Source organism: Streptomyces johnsoniae (assembly GCF_031845565.1).
Taxonomy (GTDB): Bacteria; Actinomycetota; Actinomycetes; order Streptomycetales; family Streptomycetaceae; genus Streptomyces; species Streptomyces johnsoniae.
Window position 1 is genome coordinate 1 of record NZ_JAVREV010000017.1, and the last position, 16,466, is coordinate 16,466.

Consider the following 16,466-nt stretch of genomic DNA (forward strand, 5'->3'; position numbering starts at 1 on the left):
GGCGACCGTGGGCGCCGCGGCCTGGGGCCGCGGCGCACACGGCCCCGCCCCGCGCCCGAGCCGCGCGGGGTGTACCTCGACGGCGGCTTCGGCGTCGGCAAGACGCACCTGCTGGCCTCCCTGTGGCACGCGGCGCCCGCGCCGCCGCGGGCCAAGGCGTTCTGCACCTTCGTCGAGCTGACCAACCTGGCCGGCGCGCTCGGCTTCCAGCAGACGGTACGCACGCTCGGTGGCCACCGGCTCCTGTGCATCGACGAGTTCGAGCTGGACGACCCGGGGGACACGGTGCTGGTCTCCTCCCTGCTCGGCCGGCTGGTCACCGAGGGCGTCGCGCTGGCCGCCACGTCCAACACGCTGCCCGGCCGGCTGGGCGAGGGCCGTTTCGCCGCGGCCGACTTCCTGCGCGAAATCCAGGGCCTGGCCGCGCACTTCCGCCCGCTGCGCATCGACGGCGAGGACTACCGGCACCGCGGCCTGCCCGAGGCACCCGCCCCACCGCCGGCCGCCGAGGTGGTCCGCGTCGCGCACGCGCTGCCCGGCGCGTCCCTCGACGACTTCCCCGCGCTGCTCGACCACCTCGCCCGCGTCCACCCCAGCCGCTACGGCGCGCTGTGCGACGGTCTGAGCGCGGTCTGCCTCACCGGCGTGCGGCCGGTGCGGGACCAGGCCACCGCGCTGCGCCTCGTCGTGCTCGCGGACCGGCTCTACGACCGCGAGATACCGGTGCTCGCCGCGGGCGTGCCGTTCGACCAGTTGTTCGGCGAGGAGATGCTGAACGGCGGGTACCGCAAGAAGTACTTCCGCGCCGTCTCCCGGCTGACGGCCCTGGCGCGCGAGGCGGCGGAGCCGTCCGGCCGGGTTCCGGGAGCGTAAGTCCCGCCCGGGTGGCGCCGTTCGGGGGCCGGGACCATCATCGGGGGATGGGGACCCAGCCGCACACCGACCAGCCGTCCGTCCGCGACCTGCTGCGCCTGCCGGTCGGCGGGCCCGCCGATCTGGCCGCCCTGCCGACGGACACCACCCCCGGCTTCGACGGCGGAAAGGCCGAGGAGAAGGAGCGGGAGAAGAAGGAGAGGAAGGAGCGGGCCGCCGCCGGGACCGCCGCCCTCGGGCGCCGCCTGGCCCGGCTCCAGGAGCGGCTGTACGCGGCGGGCACGGCCGGGGACCGGCGCCGCCTGCTGCTCGTTCTCCAAGGCATGGACACCTCGGGCAAGGGCGGCACGGTCAAGCACGTCGTCGGGCACTTCAACCCGGCCGGCTGCCGCATCCGCGCGTTCAAGGCGCCGACCGAGGCCGAGCGCGCACACCATTTCCTGTGGCGGGTGGACCGGAGCCTGCCGCGGGCGGGCGAGGTCGGTATCTTCGACCGTTCGCACTACGAGGACGTGCTCGTGCCCCGCGTGCACGGGCTGGTGCCCGAGCCGGTGTGGCAGCGCCGCTACCGGGAGATCAACGCCTGGGAGCAGATGCTGGCCGACGACGGGGTCACCTTCGTCAAGGTGTTCCTGCACATCGGCTTCGACGAGCAGCGCGAACGGCTGCTCGCGCGCCTCGACCGGCCGCGCAAGCACTGGAAGTTCAGCCCCGACGACCTGACGGAACGGGCGCGGTGGCCCGACTATCAGGAGGCGTACGCCGCAGCGCTCGGCCACTGTTCGTCCGCCGCCGCGCCCTGGTACGTGGTGCCGGCCGACCGCAAGTGGTACCGCAACTGGGCGGTGAGCCGGCTCCTGCTGGAAACGCTCGAACAGCTCGATCCGCAGTACCCGTCCGGCACGTTCGACGCCGAAAGGACCCGCGCCCGCCTGCTCGCCGAATGACGCGGGCGGCCACGGGCGGCGTCGGCCGCGCCCTACCCGCGGCGCCTGGCGGCCAGGCAGACCGGCGCGACGACGGCCGCCGCGACCAGCAGTGCCGCGGCGCAGGGCCACAGCGGCCACGGGGCTTGGCCGTCCCGGGAGCCGGCGACCAGGCTGCTCACCGCCGCGTTGGCAGGGGAGGCACCCGCCGCGAGCAGCACCACGGCGGCCAGCGCCGTCACCGGCACCGACCAGGCGGGGCTGCGCAGCAGCGGGCGGTTGGCCACCACGCCGATCGCCGTGCCGACCAGGGCACAGGCGAGCACGGCGAGCAGCCCGGCCCCCGCGGCCTGCGGGAGCGGGATCTCGGTGGCCCGGTCCTGCGCGTGCGCGTCCCCGGCCAGCAGCACCGCGCCGGCGGCGGCGCAGCCGAGCACCAGTGAGGCGAGCAGCGCGGTCAGCACGCTCGCCAGGTGGGCGCGGGCGCCGCCGGCCGCGGCGGTGACACAGTCGCGGGCGGCCGGGGGCTCCACCGTGACGCAGACCCGCACCAGCCACGCGGCGGACGGCAGCAGGGCCGCGGCGGCGAAGCCGAGCCCGTCGAGCACCGGCTCCCCCGCGCGCACGCCGACGCCGAGCAGCACCGCGTACAGCAGCAGCGGCGGGAGCCAGCGGTGCGAACGCAGCAGCAGCGCGGACTGATAGCGCGTCAGCGCCAGCAGCACGGTCACGGCCGGGTCTCCAACGCCTCGATGTGCCAGGGAGGTTGAGCACCGAGCAGCGCGCGGAGCAGCTCGTCGGAGTGCTCGGCGGGCACCGTCAGGGCGTAGCCGCCCCCGTCCCGCCGCCAACGCGGCGCCCCGGGCAGGCCGTCCGGCGGCACAGCCCCCGGCGGGCCCACGGCCCGGACCAGCGTCTCGCGCCCGGCCGCGGGGGCGTCGCACAGCCGCCCGTCCTCGACGCGGTACACCCGGGCGCCCGCCCCGGCCGGGCGCGCCGGGGCGTGATCCACGACGACGACGCGCGCGCCCGCGGCCACGCGCTCCGCGACGGCCTCGTCGAGCACGCGCCGCGCCTGCCCGTCGAGGCCCGTCCACGCCTCGTCCAGCACCAGCAGTTCCGGACCGGCCAGGAACGCCTGGGCGACGGCGACCTTCTGACAGCTGCCCTTGGACAGCTCGCGCAGCGGCGTTCCGGCGTGCTCCTCGGCCGCGAAGCGGGCCAGCCAGGCGTCGGCGGCCGCCGCGGCGCCCCGCCGGCCGAGGCCGTGGATACGGCCGAGGCGGGTGAGGTAGCCGAGGGCCGTCAGCGGCAGCGCGGGCGGGAAACGGTCGGGCACGTAGGCCACGCGCCGCGGACGGCCGGTGATCCGGCCGCGGCTCGGCGCGTCGGCCCCGGCGACCAGGCGCAGCAGGGTCGACTTGCCGCAGCCGTTCGCGCCCTCGATGCGCAGCAACGCCCCCGGCGGAACGTCGAGTCCGACATCGCGCAGCACCCACCGCCCGCGCGGCCCGTAACGGCGGCCGACCCCTTGGAGCCTCATTCCGACGACCGTATCCGATGGCGCGGCGAAGGGAGCCGGGCCGGGAGCCGGAGCGGCGTTCCGCGCGCATGTCGGTCCAAGGCAGGGCAGCCATATGGCATTTGGGGACAGGTACCGGCCAGCGGACGGTATCGAGGATCGGCCGGGCATCGACCGGGTGGAGGGCCGTCGCGGAGAACGTGCCGGCGGACCGCCGACCGGCACGCCGCGCATCGAGGTGGGGCACCCGCTGCCGATGCCCCGCACCAGGGACGCGCCGGACGCGCGCCACGAGAATGTGCGGACCGCGCAGGACGCGCCGGCCGACGCGCACGTGGCGGACGACGCCAAGCCCGACGGCTCGCTCCGACCCGGCCGGTCCGGATTTTTTTCGCGCAGGACTCAACATTTCGCGGTCCTCGAACGTCACGTCACCGTCGGGACAGGCCGAGGAGGACGATGCGCGAAACCGAGTTCGCGGGCTGGTACGCGGCGCTGTGGCCGCGGGTGTACAGGACGGTGGCGCTGACCATCGGCGACCGGGACCTCGCCGAGGAGGCGGTGGCCGAGTCGTTCGCCCGTGCGCTCGCCGGATGGCCCGCCGCCGCCGAGGCCGACAACCCCGCGGCGTGGCTCCACCGGGTCGCGGTGAACGAAGTGCGTTCCCGCTGGCGCAGAGGGCGCCGACGGCGATCTCGCCGCGGTCGAGACCCGGGTCCACGGCGCCCGGGACACCGGCCTCGAAGGCGGCTGGGGACGCGCGGTGGCGCTGCCGGAGTGGGGCGAGGGCGGCACTCTGACGTTCCCGCCGACCCCCACCGGCCCGGTGCCCGGGACCACGACCCGCATGCTGTCGGCGACGCCGCCGGGCGGCGATCCCATCGCCTGGCGTTCGCACCTGCTCCGCCACCCCCGGGCGAAGCGGCGACGTCGGCGGAAACCGCATTGCTGCCCGGGAGCTACGAAGCGGGCGGGCACCACGTGCGGGCGTGGGGAAAGGCAGCCGGGGGCCCCGCGGTGTTCGCCGCCATCCGGAGCGAGCGGCTGCTGCTCCTCAACGTGGATGCCGCCGTCGGTTCGGCGTCTGGAGCTGACCGCCGCCAGGGACGCCGGCCGGTCCTCGGGCCCCGCCGAGGTCAACGCCCGCTGGTCCTTCGTCTCGCAGGCCCCGGGCCAGAACGGGGACCAGGGGATTCTGCCGCTGCCGACGCTGCGCATCGACGGCGCGTTCGACCTGGAGAACCGGGCCCCCGCCGGTGAGCCGTTCAGCCTGCGGCTCGGCCTCGACGGCTGGCAGGGCAACGCGTCGGCCCCGGTGGCGGACCTCGCCCTCCAGGCGTCGTTCGACGACGGCGAGACCTGGCAGCCGCTGGCGGTGACCGCCGACGGCGACGGACACGTCGCCGAGGTCGTCCACCCGCCCGGCGACGGATTCGTCTCGCTGCGGGCCTCGGTGACCACCGAGGACGGCACGGCCCTGGACCAGACGGTGATCCGCGGCTACGAGATCGCCGCGCGCTGAGCCGGCCGACGCCGGGCCGCGCACCGCTCCCCCTCCGCCGGGGTGCGGCGCGCGGCCCGGCCGCACGTCAGGCCAGCTGGGCGACCAGCTCGGCGACCGGTTTGCGGCGGCCGGTGAAGAAGGGGACCTCCTCGCGGACGTGGCGCCTGGCCTCCGAGCCGCGCAGGTGCCGCATGAGGTCGACGATGCGGTGCAGCTCGTCGGCCTCGAAGGCGAGAATCCACTCGTAGTCGCCGAGCGAGAAGGAAGCCACGGTGTTCGCCCTGACGTCCGGGTAGCCGCGGGCCATCCGGCCGTGGTCGGCGAGCATCGTCCGCCGGTCCTCGTCGGGCAGCAGGTACCACTCGTAAGAGCGAACGAACGGGTAGACGCTCACGTAGTTCCGCGGCGTCTCGTCCGCGAGGAACGCCGGGATGTGCGCCTTGTTGAACTCGGCGGGGCGGTGCAGCGCCATATTGGACCACACCGGCGCCAGGGCCCGGCCCAGGCGGGTGCGGCGGAAGCGGTTGTACGCCTCCTGGAGCGCGTCCGCGGTCGCCGCGTGCCACCAGATCATCACGTCGGCGTCGGCCCGCAGCCCCGACACGTCGTAGGTGCCGCGCACCGTGACGTCCTTGGCGGCCAGCTGTGCGAAAAGCTCCGTCACCTCGTCGGCATACCCGGCACGGTCGTCCGGCAGCACGTCGCGCAGCCGGAAGACCGACCACAGGGTGTAACGGATGGTGTCGTTCAGCTCCTTGGCGCGCTTGCCCACGGACTTTTCTGCTTCAGCGGTCATGCGGCTATTCTCCTGCCTCGTCCCGCGGCCCGGTCGGCAGGGTCCGCAGCAGCTCGCCGACGGCCTGCGTCGCGCCGGCGATGCAGGCGGGGATGCCGATGCCGTCGTACGCCGCGCCGCACAGGGCGAGCCCGGGAACGCCGGACAGGTAGCTGCGGACCCGCGCCACGCGGGCGTGGTGCCCGACGGTGTACTGCGGCAGGGCCCCGAGCCAGCGCGTTACCTCGGAGCCGACGGGCTCCGCGGACAGGCCCGCCGCCTCGTCGAGGTCGCCCAGCGCGGCGCGCACCAGGTCCGCGTCCTCCCAGCCGAGCGGGCCCTCCTCGCCGTGGCGGCCGATGGACGCGCGCAGCAGGAAGAGGTCGGGATCGGCCGCCGCCGCCCAGTCCCACTTGCCGCTGGTGAACGTGGCGGCCTTGATGGTGCGGCCGTCCACGGCCGGCACCAGGAAGCCGCTGCCCCGCGGCAGCCTGGCCAGGTCAGCGCGGCGGAAGGCGAGGGTGACGATGGCCATGGAGGCGTACTCGACGGCCGCCAGCTCCCCGGCGGCGGCCGGCGCCTCGGCCGCGAGCAGCCGGCCCGCGGCCCCCGCGGGCACGGCCAGCACCACACCGTCCGCGACCAGCGAACGGCCGTCGTCCAGCGCCGCGGCCCAGCCGCGTGCGGTGCGGCGCAGCCCGGTGACGGCCACGCCGGTCTCCATGCCCGCGCCCTTGCTGCGGCAGTCCTCGGCCACGGCCTCGGCCAGCGTGGCGATGCCGCCCTCGATGCCGGTGAACACCGGTCCGCCCGGCGCGCGGTCCGTGGGCTGCCGCTGGAGGGCGCGGACGGCGGCGAGCAGCGAGTCGTGCTCGCGCGCCGCCTCGTACAGCTTGGGCACGGCGGAGCGCAGCGAGATCCGGTAGGCGTCCCCCGCGTAGACGCCGCCGAGCAGCGGCTCGACCAGCCGGTCCACGACCTCGTGGCCCATGCGTTCGGCGACGAGGGTGCCGACGGCGGCGTCCTCGCCGATGTGCAGCGGCGGCAGCTCGGTGTCGCGGGCGATCTGAGCGAGCCCGGCGTCGGAGAGCACCCCGGCCAGCGCGGCGGCCGTCGAGGGCACGCCCATCACCTGGCTCTGCGGCATGGGCCGCAGGGCGCCTCTGGTCCAGATCGCGGCGCCGGCGAGCGCCGGCGGGTGCAGTGCCTCGCCGAGCCCGACGGCCCGCGCCAGCTCGATGCCCTCGGGGCGCCTGGCGAGGATCGACTCGGCCCCCAGGTCGACGCGGAGGCCGGCGACCCGTCCCGCCCGCAGCTTGCCGCCGAAGCGCTCCGAACCCTCGATCACGGTGACGCGGAGCCCGGCGGCCAGCAGCCGGTGAGCGGCAGCCAGGCCGGAGATCCCGCCGCCGACGACGATCACATGCATGGGTCCACTCTTCCAGACTCCCAACCGAGTCCTGCGCGTGACCTCATCGGAACCGGCCACCGCAACCCCGCTGCCCCCGCCTCCGTCCAACCGGCGCCTTGAGAACTTGAGTTGAGGGGGTCATGGCCATGCACGAACGACCGGGGCGGCGCGCGAGACGCGCCGCGGCACTCACGGCCCTGCCCGTGGCGGCGCTGCTCGCGCTCAGCGCGTGCACGTCGTCCGACGGGGACGGCACGGACAACGGGGGCGGCAGCGAAGCGGCGGCGGACATGGCGCCGGAGCAGGAGGCCGGCGCCGAGCCGGGGCAGGACGACGGTTCCGCGGCGGAAGCGCCGGGCGCCGGGGAGGCGGCGGAGACGGCGGAGACGGCGGAGGGGGACGAGGCACCGGCCAGGGCGGCCTCGGACCCCGCCGTGCTGCAGGCGCACCTGATACGCACCGCGCGGGTCGTCGTCGCCACCGAGGACGTGGCGGAGCAGTACGACCGCGCCGTGGACCTCGCCGCCGCTGCCGGCGGCTATGTCGCCGGCGAGAACACGGAACGGGACGCGGCGGGCAGCGAGATCTCGCACGTCACCCTGAAGGTGCCGGCCGACCGTTACGAAGAACTGCTCACGAACGTGTCCGGGCTCGGCGAGCTGGAGCACCGCGAGGTGACCACCGAGGACGTCACCGATCAGGTCGTGGACGTGGAGAGCCGCATCGCGACCCAGGAGGAGAGCGTCGAGCGGATCAGAGGGCTGCTCGAACAGGCCGGGTCGATCGACGACATCGTCGACATCGAGTCGGAGCTGAGCACCCGGCAGGCCGATCTGGAGTCGCTCCAGTCCCAGTTCGAGGCCCTTCGGGACAGGACCGGCCTGGCGACGATCGCCCTCGAACTGCGCGAGCCGGACGCGCCGGCGCGGGAGGAGGAGGACGAGGACGAGGCCGGGCCCTCCGTGCTCGGCGGGCTGAGCGGCGGCTGGGACGCGTTCGTCACCTCGCTCACCTGGCTCGCGGCCGTGCTGAGCGCGGCGCTGCCGTTCCTCGCGCTGCTCGCGCTCATCCTGCTGGGCTGGCGCCTGGCCGCCGGCCGGCTCGCCCGGCGTCCCACCACCACCCCCGCGGCCGCCCCAGGACCGGCACCGGGTGCCGGGCCGCAGGGCCCCTAGGAACGGGCGGTCCGCTCGTGTACGAAGGCGGTCAGCCGGGTGAGGGCGTCGGGATCGGTGTCGGGGAGCACCCCGTGCCCCAGGTTGAAGATGTGTCCCGGCAGCCCGGCCGCGGCGTCCAGCACCCGTCCGGCCTGCGCCTCGACCGCCTCGCGCGGGGCGAAGAGGACGGCGGGGTCGAGGTTGCCCTGGAGTGCCTTGCCGGGGCCGACCCGGCGGGCCGCCTCGTCCAGCGGTACCCGCCAGTCGACGCCGACGACGTCCGCGCCCGCCTCGCCGAGGAGGCCGAGCAGCTCGCCGGTGCCGACGCCGAAGTGGATACGCGGCACCCCGCGCCCGGCGACCGCCTCGAACACCTTGGCCGAGGCGGGCAGTACGGCGCGCCGGTAGTCGGCCGGGGCCAGCGCCCCCACCCAGGAGTCGAAGAGCTGCACCGCGGCGACACCGGCCTCGATCTGCACGCTCAGGAAGGCCGCGGTGATCCCGGCGAGCCGGTCAAGCAGGTCGGCCCACAGCTGCGGGTCGCCGTACATGAGGGCCTTGGTGTGCTCGTGGTTGCGCGAGGGGCCGCCCTCGACCAGGTAACTGGCGAGGGTGAAGGGCGCCCCGGCGAACCCGATGAGCGGAGTCGCGCCCAGCTCGGCCGTGACCAGGCCGATGGCCTCGGTCACGTATGCCACGTCGTCCGGCTCCAGCGGGCGCAGCCGGTCGAGGTCGGCTCGGCTGCGGAAGGGCCGGGCGACGACCGGTCCGACGCCGGGCTTGATGTCGAGGTCGACGCCGATGGCCTTGAGCGGCACCACGATGTCGCTGAAGTAGACGGCGGCGTCCACCCGGTGCCTGCGCACCGGTTGCAGGGTGATCTCCGCGACCAGCTCCGGCCGCATGCACGAGTCGAGCATGGGAATGCCCTCGCGCACCTTGCGGTACTCGGGAAGCGAACGCCCGGCCTGGCGCATGAACCACACGGGCGTGTGCGGCACCGGCTCGCGGCGGCAGGCCCGCAGGAAGGGGGAGTCGGTCACTGTCACACGGAGAAGTCTCGCACGCCCCGCGGATTGACCGTCACGAACGGGTGTGGCTACCGGCCCCCCGGCGCACGGCCCCCTAGTGTTACCGGCCATGGCAGCGTCTCGTACCGATCAGACGGAGGAGTCCGGAGACATGACTGACCCCGGTGCGGGGGTGCCGTCGGCCTTCCGGCAGGCGGTCGCGGCGCTCGGCGCGGCGCGGCCGCGGACCGAGGTGGCGGTTTCGCCGCTGCCGCCGCCGCGGCGGCTGGCGCCGTTCGTGCACGCGCTGGGGGCGACGGTCGCCGTGGACGGGGAGGAGCTGGCCGACGGCCGGTTCGTCCTGCTGCACGACCCGGCGGGTGACGAGAGCTGGCGGGGCGACTTCCGGGTGGTGACCCTCGCCCGCGCCGACCTCGAACCCGAGCTGGCGGGCGATCCGCTGCTGCCCGAGGTGGCCTGGTCCTGGCTGACGGAGTCGCTGCACGGCCGCGGGCTCGACCACTGGGAGCCGAACGGGACGGTCACCAGGGCCGGTTCGAGTTTCTTCGGGGGCCTGGCGGACCGTCCGGCGCGCGCCGAGCTCGAACTGCGCGCCTCATGGACGCCCGCCGGGCCGGAGGACACCGGCGGGCACCTGCTCGCGTGGTGCGATCTGCTCGCGCAGTGCGCCGGGCTTCCGCCGGAGACCCAGGGCCCGGCCGTGACGGCGCTGCCGCGGCGCCGTGGGCCGCGCCCGGTCTGAGGCGGGGACCCGGCGGTCCCGGGCGGGGCCGGGATGACGAATCACCGGTTCGTGATCATTTCCTAAAGGCGGCGCAACTTCTTGCCGAAGGATTCAGTGACCCTTCCATCCGGATCGCCCCGACTTCTCCCGAGAAGTCTGATCCGTCCTTCCCCATCCCACCCCGGGAGGCCCGGTGTCTGTTCTTCTTGAGCACCCCACAAGCCTCGTCGCCTACCGCCCCAACAAGCCCACCGCCATGGTCGTCGTGGCCGACCCCCGGGTCCGTTCCACCGTGACCCGCCACCTGTGGGCCCTCGGCGTGCGGGATGTGATCGAGGCGTCGTCCATCGCGGAGGCTCGCCCCCGAGTCGCCAACCCGCGCGACATCTGCGTAGCCGACGTTCATCTCCCCGACGGTTCGGGGCTGACCCTGCTGTCCGAGACCAGGGCCGCGGGCTGGCCCAACGGGCTCGCCCTGTCGGCGGCCGACGACATCGGCGCGGTGCGCAACGCGCTCGCCGGTGGCGTCAAGGGCTATGTCGTCACCGGGACCCGCAACAATCTGGGCCCGCCCACCCGGCACGGTGCCGCGCACATCGGCGCCGCGGCCCGGATGCACCGCCGCCAGCCGGGCGGCCCCGCGCACCCGGGCGGCTTCCGCGAACTGTCGGGCCGCGAGGTCGAGGTCCTGCGACTGGTGGCGGAGGGCCAGTCGAACAAGGCCATCGGGGTCTCCATGGGGCTTTCCGCCCTGACCGTCAAGAGCCACCTCGCGCGCATCGCCCGCAAGCTGGGCACCGGCGACCGGGCCGGCATGGTCGCCGTGGCCCTGCGCACCGGCATCATCCACTGATACGCCGATTCCTCCGCCCCCGGCGCCTCGCGATCCGCGAGGCGCCGGGGGCTTTCGCGCTCTCGGTGAGCCCGAGGTCACCCCAGGTCACATGAATGAGCCGAACAGTTACCCTTGACAGGTGACCGACGCCCAGCAGACAGCCGCAGCAGACCCAGGACTCGCCCCCTCCGAGCCGTCAGGCCCGGCGCCGGTCCCTCTGCTGGCTCCGCGGGAGGGCGTGCCGCCGGTGGTCGCGGACGAGGAGAGCCTCGCCGGTGTCGTCGCCGCGTTCGCCGCGGGCAGCGGCCCCGTCGCCGTGGACGCCGAGCGCGCCTCGGGTTACCGGTACGGGCAGCGGGCCTATCTGGTGCAGTTGCGCAGGGCCGGTGCGGGCACCGCGCTGATCGACCCGGTGGCGTGCCCCGATCTCGGGGCGCTCGGCGGGGAGCTGGCCGTCACGGAGTGGGTGCTGCACGCCGCCACCCAGGACCTGCCGTGTCTGCGGGACATAGGTATGGTGCCGACCCGGCTGTTCGACACCGAGCTGGCCGGGCGGCTGGCCGGGTTCGCCCGGGTCGGCCTCGGCGTGATGGTGGAGACGGTGCTCGGCTACTCCCTGGAGAAGGGGCACTCCGCCGTCGACTGGTCGAGCCGCCCGCTGCCCGAGCCGTGGCTGCGCTACGCGGCCCTGGACGTGGAGCTGCTGGTGGACCTGCGCGACGCACTGGAGGAGGAGCTGACGCGGCAGGGCAAGTTCGACTGGGCGCTCGAGGAGTTCGCCGCCATCGCCGCCGCTCCCCCGCCGCCGCCCCGCAAGGACCCCTGGCGGCGCACCTCTGGGGTGCACAAGGTCCGCCGCCGCCGACAGCTCGCGATCGTGCGGGAGCTGTGGACGGCGCGGGACCAGGTCGCCCAGCGGCGGGATCTGTCACCCGGCAAGGTGCTCAGCGACGCGGCGATCATCGCCGCGGCCCAGGCCGCTCCCGTGGACGCGCGGGCGCTCGCCGGGCTGCACGGCTTCGGGCACCGGATGGGCCGCCGTCAGCTCCAGCACTGGCAGACGGCCGTCGACCGGGCCAGAGCCCTGCCCGAGGCCGAGCTGCCGCAGCCGGGGCAGCAGGTGTCGGGACCGCCCCCGCCGCGGTCGTGGCCGGAGAAGGACCCGGCCGCCGCGGCCCGCCTCACCGCGGCGCGGGCGGCGGTGACCGCCCACGCGGAAGAGCTGAATCTCCCTCAGGAAAATCTGCTGGCCCCCGACGTGGTGCGCCGGCTGTGCTGGGAGCCGCCCGCCGACCGGGAGCCGGCGGCGATCGCCGGGGCGCTGCGGGCGCTCGGGGCCCGGGAGTGGCAGATCGCGAGGACCAGCGATTCGCTGGCGCAGGCGCTCGCCGCCGAGGCGTGACGCCCGCACGGCCGAGGTGACCGGAGGGGACAGGCCGGTGTGAGGTGTGACGAGGCGAGGTCCGCGCCTTGCCACCTGGTTACCGGTGGGTAGCATGGGTGGGGCCCATTGTTCTCGGCGTGGAGGAGAAGCCATCGTGCCGCGTACCGTCAGGGACGTCGTCTTCGTTGACGGCGTTCGCACCCCGTTCGGCAAGGCAGGTCCGAAGGGGATCTACCACGAGACCCGCGCCGACGACCTGGTCATCAAGTGCATCCGTGAGCTGCTGCGCCGCAACCCCCAGCTGCCGCCCGACCGCGTGGACGACGTGGCGGTCGCCGCCACGACCCAGATCGGCGATCAGGGTCTGACCTTGGGCCGTACCGCCGCGATCCTGGCCGGGCTGCCCAAGAGCGTGCCCGGCTACTCGATCGACCGCATGTGTGCCGGCGCGCTGACGGCCGTGACGACGACGGCGGGCGCGGTCGCGTTCGGCGCCGCCGACATCGCCATCGCGGGCGGCGTGGAGCACATGGGCCGCCACCCGATGGGCGAGGCCGTGGACCCCAATCCGCGCTTCGTCTCCGAACGGCTGGTGGACGAGTCCGCCCTGTTCATGGGCATGACGGCGGAAAATCTGCACGACCGCTTCCCGCACCTGTCCAAGGCGCGCGCCGACGAGTACGCGGTGCGCAGCCAGGAGAAGGCGGCCAAGGCGTACGCCGACGGGAAGATCCAGTCCGACCTGGTGCCGGTCGCGGTGCGGCGCGGGAACCCGGACGCCGGGGAGACCGGCTGGGGCCTGGCGACCGCGGACGAGCCGATGCGGCCGGGCACGACCCTGGAGGGGCTTGCCACGCTGAAGACCCCGTTCCGGCCGCACGGGCGGATCACCGCGGGCAACTCGGCGGGGCTCAACGACGGCGCGACCGCGTCGGTCATCGCGGCGGAGGACGTCGCGCGGGAGCTGGATCTGCCGGTCAAGATGCGGCTGGTCTCCTACGCGTTCGCGGGTGTCGAGCCCGAGGTGATGGGCTTCGGTCCCGTGCCGGCGACGGAGAAGGCGCTGGCCAAGGCGGGCCTGTCGATCGGGGACATCGGCCTGTTCGAGATCAACGAGGCGTTCGCGGTGCAGGTGCTCGCGTTCCTCGACCACTACGGCATCGCCGACGACGACCCGCGGGTGAACCAGTACGGCGGCGCCATCGCGTTCGGTCACCCGCTGGCGTCCTCCGGTGTGCGGCTGATGGCGCAGCTCGCCCGCCAGTTCGAGGACCACCCGCAGGTCAGGTACGGGCTGACGACGATGTGCGTCGGCTTCGGCATGGGGGCGACGGTCGTCTGGGAGAACCCGCACTGGGAGTCCAAGTGAGCGACGCACGCACGGCCACCGGACCGCACACCACCCCCAACGCCGCGCCTCGCCGTGCGGGCGGAGAAGCGAACGGAAAGGCACAGTGAGCGACGCACGCACGGCCACCGAACCGCACACCACCCCCAACGCCGCACCTCGCCGTGCGGGCGGAGAAGCGAACGGAAAGGCACAGTGAGCGACGCACGCACGGCCACCGGACCGCACACCACCATGGATGTCAAGGAGATGCAGTGAGCGACGCGCAGGGGACCGCAGAGGTGTTGAGGGGCGCCGCCGAGGCGTTCCCCGACGAGGTGGTCACCGAGGCCAGGGTGCGCCATCTGGACCTGCCGCTCGGCGGGGGGCGCTTCGCCCTCATCACCCTGGACAACGGGTTCGACCACACCAAGCCGACCACGTTCGGGCCGCGTTCGCTGGCCAATGTCGACGCGGCGATCGACCAGGTCGAGGCGGAGGCCGCGGCGGGTGAGATCGTCGGGGTCGGGCTGACGGGGAAGCCGTTCGTCTTCGCCGTGGGCGCCGACCTCAAGGGCGTGAAGGTGCTGCGGCGGCACGAGGAGGCCCTGACGATCGGGGTCGGCGGGCACGACGTGTTCCGCCGCCTCGCGGCGCTGCCGGTGCCGACGTTCGCCTACTACAACGGTGCCGCGCTCGGCGGCGGCGTCGAGGCGGGGCTGCACTGCACGTACCGGACGGTGTCGGCGGCGGTGACGGCGTTCGCACTGCCCGAGGTGTTCCTCGGCCTGGTGCCCGGGTGGGGCGGCTGCACCCTCCTGCCGAACCTGATCGGCGCGGACCGGGCGGTCACGGTCATCATCGAGAACGCGCTGAACCAGAACCGCATGCTGAACGGTCAGAAGGTGTACGAGCTGGGCATCGCCGATGCCCTGTTCGAGGCGGCGGACTTCCTGGAGCAGTCCCTGCTGTGGACCTCGGCCGTGCTGCGCGGCGAGATCGAGGTGGCCCGTCAGGACCCGGACCGCGGCGAGGCGTGGGACCGGGCCGTGGCGCGCGGCCGGGAGATCGCCGACGGCAAGGTGCACGGAGCCGCCCCGGCCGCCTACCGTGCGCTCGACATCATCGAGCAGGTGCGCAACGGGGACCTGCGGGCCGGGTTCGCGGCGGAGGACGTGGCGCTCGCCGACCTCATCATGGGCGACGAACTGCGGGCCGGACTGTACGCGTTCGATCTGGTGCAGCGCCGTGCCAAGCGCCCGGTGGGCGCGCCGGACAAGTCGCTGGCCCGGCCGGTGACGAAGGTCGGGATCGTGGGCGCGGGCCTGATGGCCTCGCAGCTCGCGCTGCTGTTCGCGCGCCGTCTGGAGGTGCCGGTGGTACTCACCGACATCGACCAGGAGCGGATCGACAAGGGCGTGGCCTGGGTTCACGAGCAGGTCGACTTCCTGCTGCTGAAGGGCCGCGTCAACCAGGACAAGGCCAACCGGCTGAAGGCCGCGGTCACGGGCTCGCTGGACAAGGCGGAGGCGTTCGCGGACGCGGACTTCGTCATCGAGGCGGTCTTTGAGGAGCCGGCCCTCAAGCGGCGGGTGTTCGCGGAGCTGGAGGCCGTGGTGCCTGAGCACGCGATCCTGGCGACCAACACCTCGTCGCTGTCGGTCACCGGGATGGCCGCGGAACTGGCCCACCCGGAGCGGGTGGTCGGGTTCCACTTCTTCAACCCGGTGGCCGTGCTGCCGCTGCTGGAGGTCGTGCGGGCCGAGCGCACCGACGAGGCGTCGCTGGCGACGGCGTTCGCGGTGGCCAAGAAGCTGAAGAAGTCCGCGGTGCTGGTGAAGGACGCGCCGGCGTTCGTCGTCAATCGCATCCTGACCCGCTTCATGGGGGAGGTCCTCGGCGCCATCGACGAGGGCACGCCCGTGGAGGTGGCCGACCGGGCGCTGGCGCCGCTCGGCCTGCCGATGTCGCCGATCGTGCTGCTCGACCTGGTGGGGCCCGCGGTGGCGCACCACGTGGCGGGCACGCTCAGCGCCGCGTTCCCGGAACGTTTCCGGGTCTCGGCCAATCTCGGCCGCGTCGTCGAGGCGGGCAAGCGCACGCTGTACGTGCACGACGCGGGCAAGCCCGAGCTCGACCCCGAGGTGGCGGCGCTGTTCGAGGTCGGCGACGCGGTGCAGAGCGAGGAGCAGGTCCGCGCGCGGGCGCTGGACGCGATCGCCGAGGAGATCGGCCTGATGCTGGAGGAGGGCGTGGTCGCGGAGGCGCAGGACATCGACCTGTGTCTGATCACCGGCGCGGGCTGGCCGTTCCACCTGGGCGGCATCACCCCGTACCTGGACAGCTCCGGGGTCTCGCGGCGCGTCCTGGGGCGGCGGCTGCTGCCCGCGGGCGTGGCGAGCGTTCCCGAGTGACGCGGGACTTCGCGGGAACGGCGGCATCCGGCCCTGGCCGGGTGCCGCCGTTCGTCGTGGACAAACTTCTGCGGATTTCCCGGCGTGGAGCGATGAGTTAGGGAAAGGGCGCGGGTCTTATTGTGTGACGGCCCACGAGGGCCGACCACGAGAGAGAAGAGACCACCGTGTCGACCAAGATCTTCATCAACCTGCCCGTGCGGGACCTGCCCCGCTCCCGGGACTTCTTCACCAAGCTGGGCTACTCCTTCGACCCGCAGTTCTCGGACGAGAACGCCGCCTCCCTGGTGATCAGCGACAACATCATCGTGATGCTGCTGGTCGAGTCGTTCTACGGGACGTTCACGAAGAAGAAGATCGCCGACGCCCACGAGACGTCGGAGGTGATGATCGCGCTGAGCGCCGACAGCCGCGAGCAGGTGGACGAGCTGGTGGACCGGGCGCTGGCCTCGGGCGGGCAGCCGACCGGCGAGACGCAGGACCACGGGTTCATGTACGGGCGGGCCTTCGAGGACCCGGACGGCCACCACTGGGAGGTCACCTGGATGGACATGTCCGCGATGCAGGAGCAGAGCTGAGCACG

15 protein-coding genes and 1 pseudogene are annotated in these 16,466 nt (G+C 74.1%); 11 read left to right on the forward strand and 5 right to left on the reverse strand.

The features are described from left to right. Positions 1-873 (forward strand): cell division protein ZapE (zapE, locus tag RM779_RS26235; protein WP_311620232.1); only part of this gene is annotated, 873 nt, incomplete at its 5' end. A gap of 47 nt (positions 874-920) precedes the next feature. Continuing rightward, complete coding sequence (locus tag RM779_RS26240) at positions 921-1,820, forward strand: PPK2 family polyphosphate kinase (protein WP_311620233.1); 900 nt, start codon at positions 921-923, stop codon at positions 1,818-1,820. 32 nt (positions 1,821-1,852) lie between these two features. Here the strand turns inward: RM779_RS26240 and RM779_RS26245 are convergent, their stop codons facing one another. Together RM779_RS26245 and RM779_RS26250 are read right to left on the reverse strand one after the other, a co-directional pair. Beyond that, the gene (locus RM779_RS26245) at positions 1,853-2,521 is read right to left on the reverse strand and encodes an ABC transporter (RefSeq protein ID WP_311620358.1); all 669 of its coding nucleotides are present in this window, start codon (positions 2,519-2,521) and stop codon (positions 1,853-1,855) included. A gap of 5 nt (positions 2,522-2,526) precedes the next feature. Continuing rightward, a complete protein-coding gene (locus RM779_RS26250) occupies positions 2,527-3,342 on the reverse strand; it encodes an ABC transporter ATP-binding protein (protein WP_311620234.1) in 816 nt (271 codons plus the stop codon). 438 nt (positions 3,343-3,780) lie between these two features. Between RM779_RS26250 and RM779_RS33780 the strand changes: the two are divergent. Both RM779_RS33780 and RM779_RS26255 read left to right on the forward strand, forming a co-directional pair. Next, positions 3,781-3,999, forward strand: a pseudogene (locus RM779_RS33780) (RNA polymerase sigma factor); the annotation flags it as partial. Positions 4,000-4,384: 385 nt separating this feature from the next. Then, entirely contained in the window at positions 4,385-4,843 is a 459-nt protein-coding gene (locus RM779_RS26255; RefSeq protein ID WP_311620235.1) for a hypothetical protein, read from the forward strand. Between the two features lie 67 nt (positions 4,844-4,910). Here the strand turns inward: RM779_RS26255 and hemQ are convergent, their stop codons facing one another. Together hemQ and hemG are read right to left on the reverse strand one after the other, a co-directional pair. Beyond that, positions 4,911-5,621 carry a hydrogen peroxide-dependent heme synthase gene (gene hemQ / locus RM779_RS26260; protein ID WP_077058378.1) on the reverse strand — a complete coding sequence of 237 codons (711 nt, stop codon included), beginning with the start codon at positions 5,619-5,621 and terminating at the stop codon, positions 4,911-4,913. A 4-nt stretch (positions 5,622-5,625) separates the two neighbouring features. After that, entirely contained in the window at positions 5,626-7,029 is a 1,404-nt protein-coding gene (gene hemG, locus RM779_RS26265) for a protoporphyrinogen oxidase (RefSeq protein ID WP_311620236.1), read from the reverse strand. Between the two features lie 128 nt (positions 7,030-7,157). Here hemG and RM779_RS26270 point away from each other — a divergent pair, with 128 nt between their 5' ends. Next, on the forward strand, positions 7,158-8,186 hold the full coding sequence (locus RM779_RS26270; RefSeq protein WP_311620237.1) for a DUF4349 domain-containing protein: 1,029 nt from the start codon (positions 7,158-7,160) through the stop codon (positions 8,184-8,186). On the opposite strand, the gene hemE is transcribed toward RM779_RS26270, so the two are convergent. Beyond that, complete coding sequence (gene hemE / locus RM779_RS26275) at positions 8,183-9,310, reverse strand: uroporphyrinogen decarboxylase (protein ID WP_394813392.1); 1,128 nt, start codon at positions 9,308-9,310, stop codon at positions 8,183-8,185. The two genes, RM779_RS26270 and hemE, sit on opposite strands and share 4 nt — an antisense overlap. A gap of 40 nt (positions 9,311-9,350) precedes the next feature. Between hemE and RM779_RS26280 the strand changes: the two genes are divergently transcribed. The 6 genes from RM779_RS26280 to RM779_RS26305 all read left to right on the forward strand — a co-directional run bounded on the left by RM779_RS26280 (position 9,351) and on the right by RM779_RS26305 (position 16,461). Then, complete coding sequence (locus RM779_RS26280; RefSeq protein WP_311620239.1) at positions 9,351-9,941, forward strand: DUF3000 domain-containing protein; 591 nt, start codon at positions 9,351-9,353, stop codon at positions 9,939-9,941. Between the two features lie 175 nt (positions 9,942-10,116). Continuing rightward, the gene (locus RM779_RS26285) at positions 10,117-10,776 is read left to right on the forward strand and encodes a response regulator transcription factor (RefSeq protein ID WP_077058382.1); all 660 of its coding nucleotides are present in this window, start codon (positions 10,117-10,119) and stop codon (positions 10,774-10,776) included. Positions 10,777-10,897: 121 nt separating this feature from the next. Beyond that, positions 10,898-12,160 carry an HRDC domain-containing protein gene (locus RM779_RS26290; RefSeq protein ID WP_311620240.1) on the forward strand — a complete coding sequence of 421 codons (1,263 nt, stop codon included), beginning with the start codon at positions 10,898-10,900 and terminating at the stop codon, positions 12,158-12,160. A 136-nt stretch (positions 12,161-12,296) separates the two neighbouring features. After that, positions 12,297-13,511 carry a thiolase family protein gene (locus RM779_RS26295; protein ID WP_311620241.1) on the forward strand — a complete coding sequence of 405 codons (1,215 nt, stop codon included), beginning with the start codon at positions 12,297-12,299 and terminating at the stop codon, positions 13,509-13,511. A gap of 233 nt (positions 13,512-13,744) precedes the next feature. Then, positions 13,745-15,883: a 3-hydroxyacyl-CoA dehydrogenase NAD-binding domain-containing protein gene (locus RM779_RS26300; protein ID WP_311620243.1), complete on the forward strand. Its 2,139-nt coding sequence runs from the start codon at positions 13,745-13,747 to the stop codon at positions 15,881-15,883. Positions 15,884-16,050: 167 nt separating this feature from the next. Next, the gene (locus RM779_RS26305) at positions 16,051-16,461 is read left to right on the forward strand and encodes a VOC family protein (protein WP_311620244.1); all 411 of its coding nucleotides are present in this window, start codon (positions 16,051-16,053) and stop codon (positions 16,459-16,461) included. Positions 16,462-16,466 lie beyond the last annotated feature (5 nt).

Coding starts and splice junctions, on each gene's coding strand:
- RM779_RS26240 (WP_311620233.1), top strand. CDS start 921: ATGGGGACCCAGCCGCACACCGACCAGCCGTCCGTCCGCGACCTGCTG.
- RM779_RS26250 (WP_311620234.1), bottom strand. CDS start 3,342: ATGAGGCTCCAAGGGGTCGGCCGCCGTTACGGGCCGCGCGGGCGGTGG.
- RM779_RS26255 (WP_311620235.1), top strand. CDS start 4,385: ATGCCGCCGTCGGTTCGGCGTCTGGAGCTGACCGCCGCCAGGGACGCC.
- hemQ (WP_077058378.1), bottom strand. CDS start 5,621: ATGACCGCTGAAGCAGAAAAGTCCGTGGGCAAGCGCGCCAAGGAGCTG.
- hemG (WP_311620236.1), bottom strand. CDS start 7,029: ATGCATGTGATCGTCGTCGGCGGCGGGATCTCCGGCCTGGCTGCCGCT.
- RM779_RS26270 (WP_311620237.1), top strand. CDS start 7,158: ATGCACGAACGACCGGGGCGGCGCGCGAGACGCGCCGCGGCACTCACG.
- hemE (WP_394813392.1), bottom strand. CDS start 9,310: ATGGCCGGTAACACTAGGGGGCCGTGCGCCGGGGGGCCGGTAGCCACA.
- RM779_RS26280 (WP_311620239.1), top strand. CDS start 9,351: ATGACTGACCCCGGTGCGGGGGTGCCGTCGGCCTTCCGGCAGGCGGTC.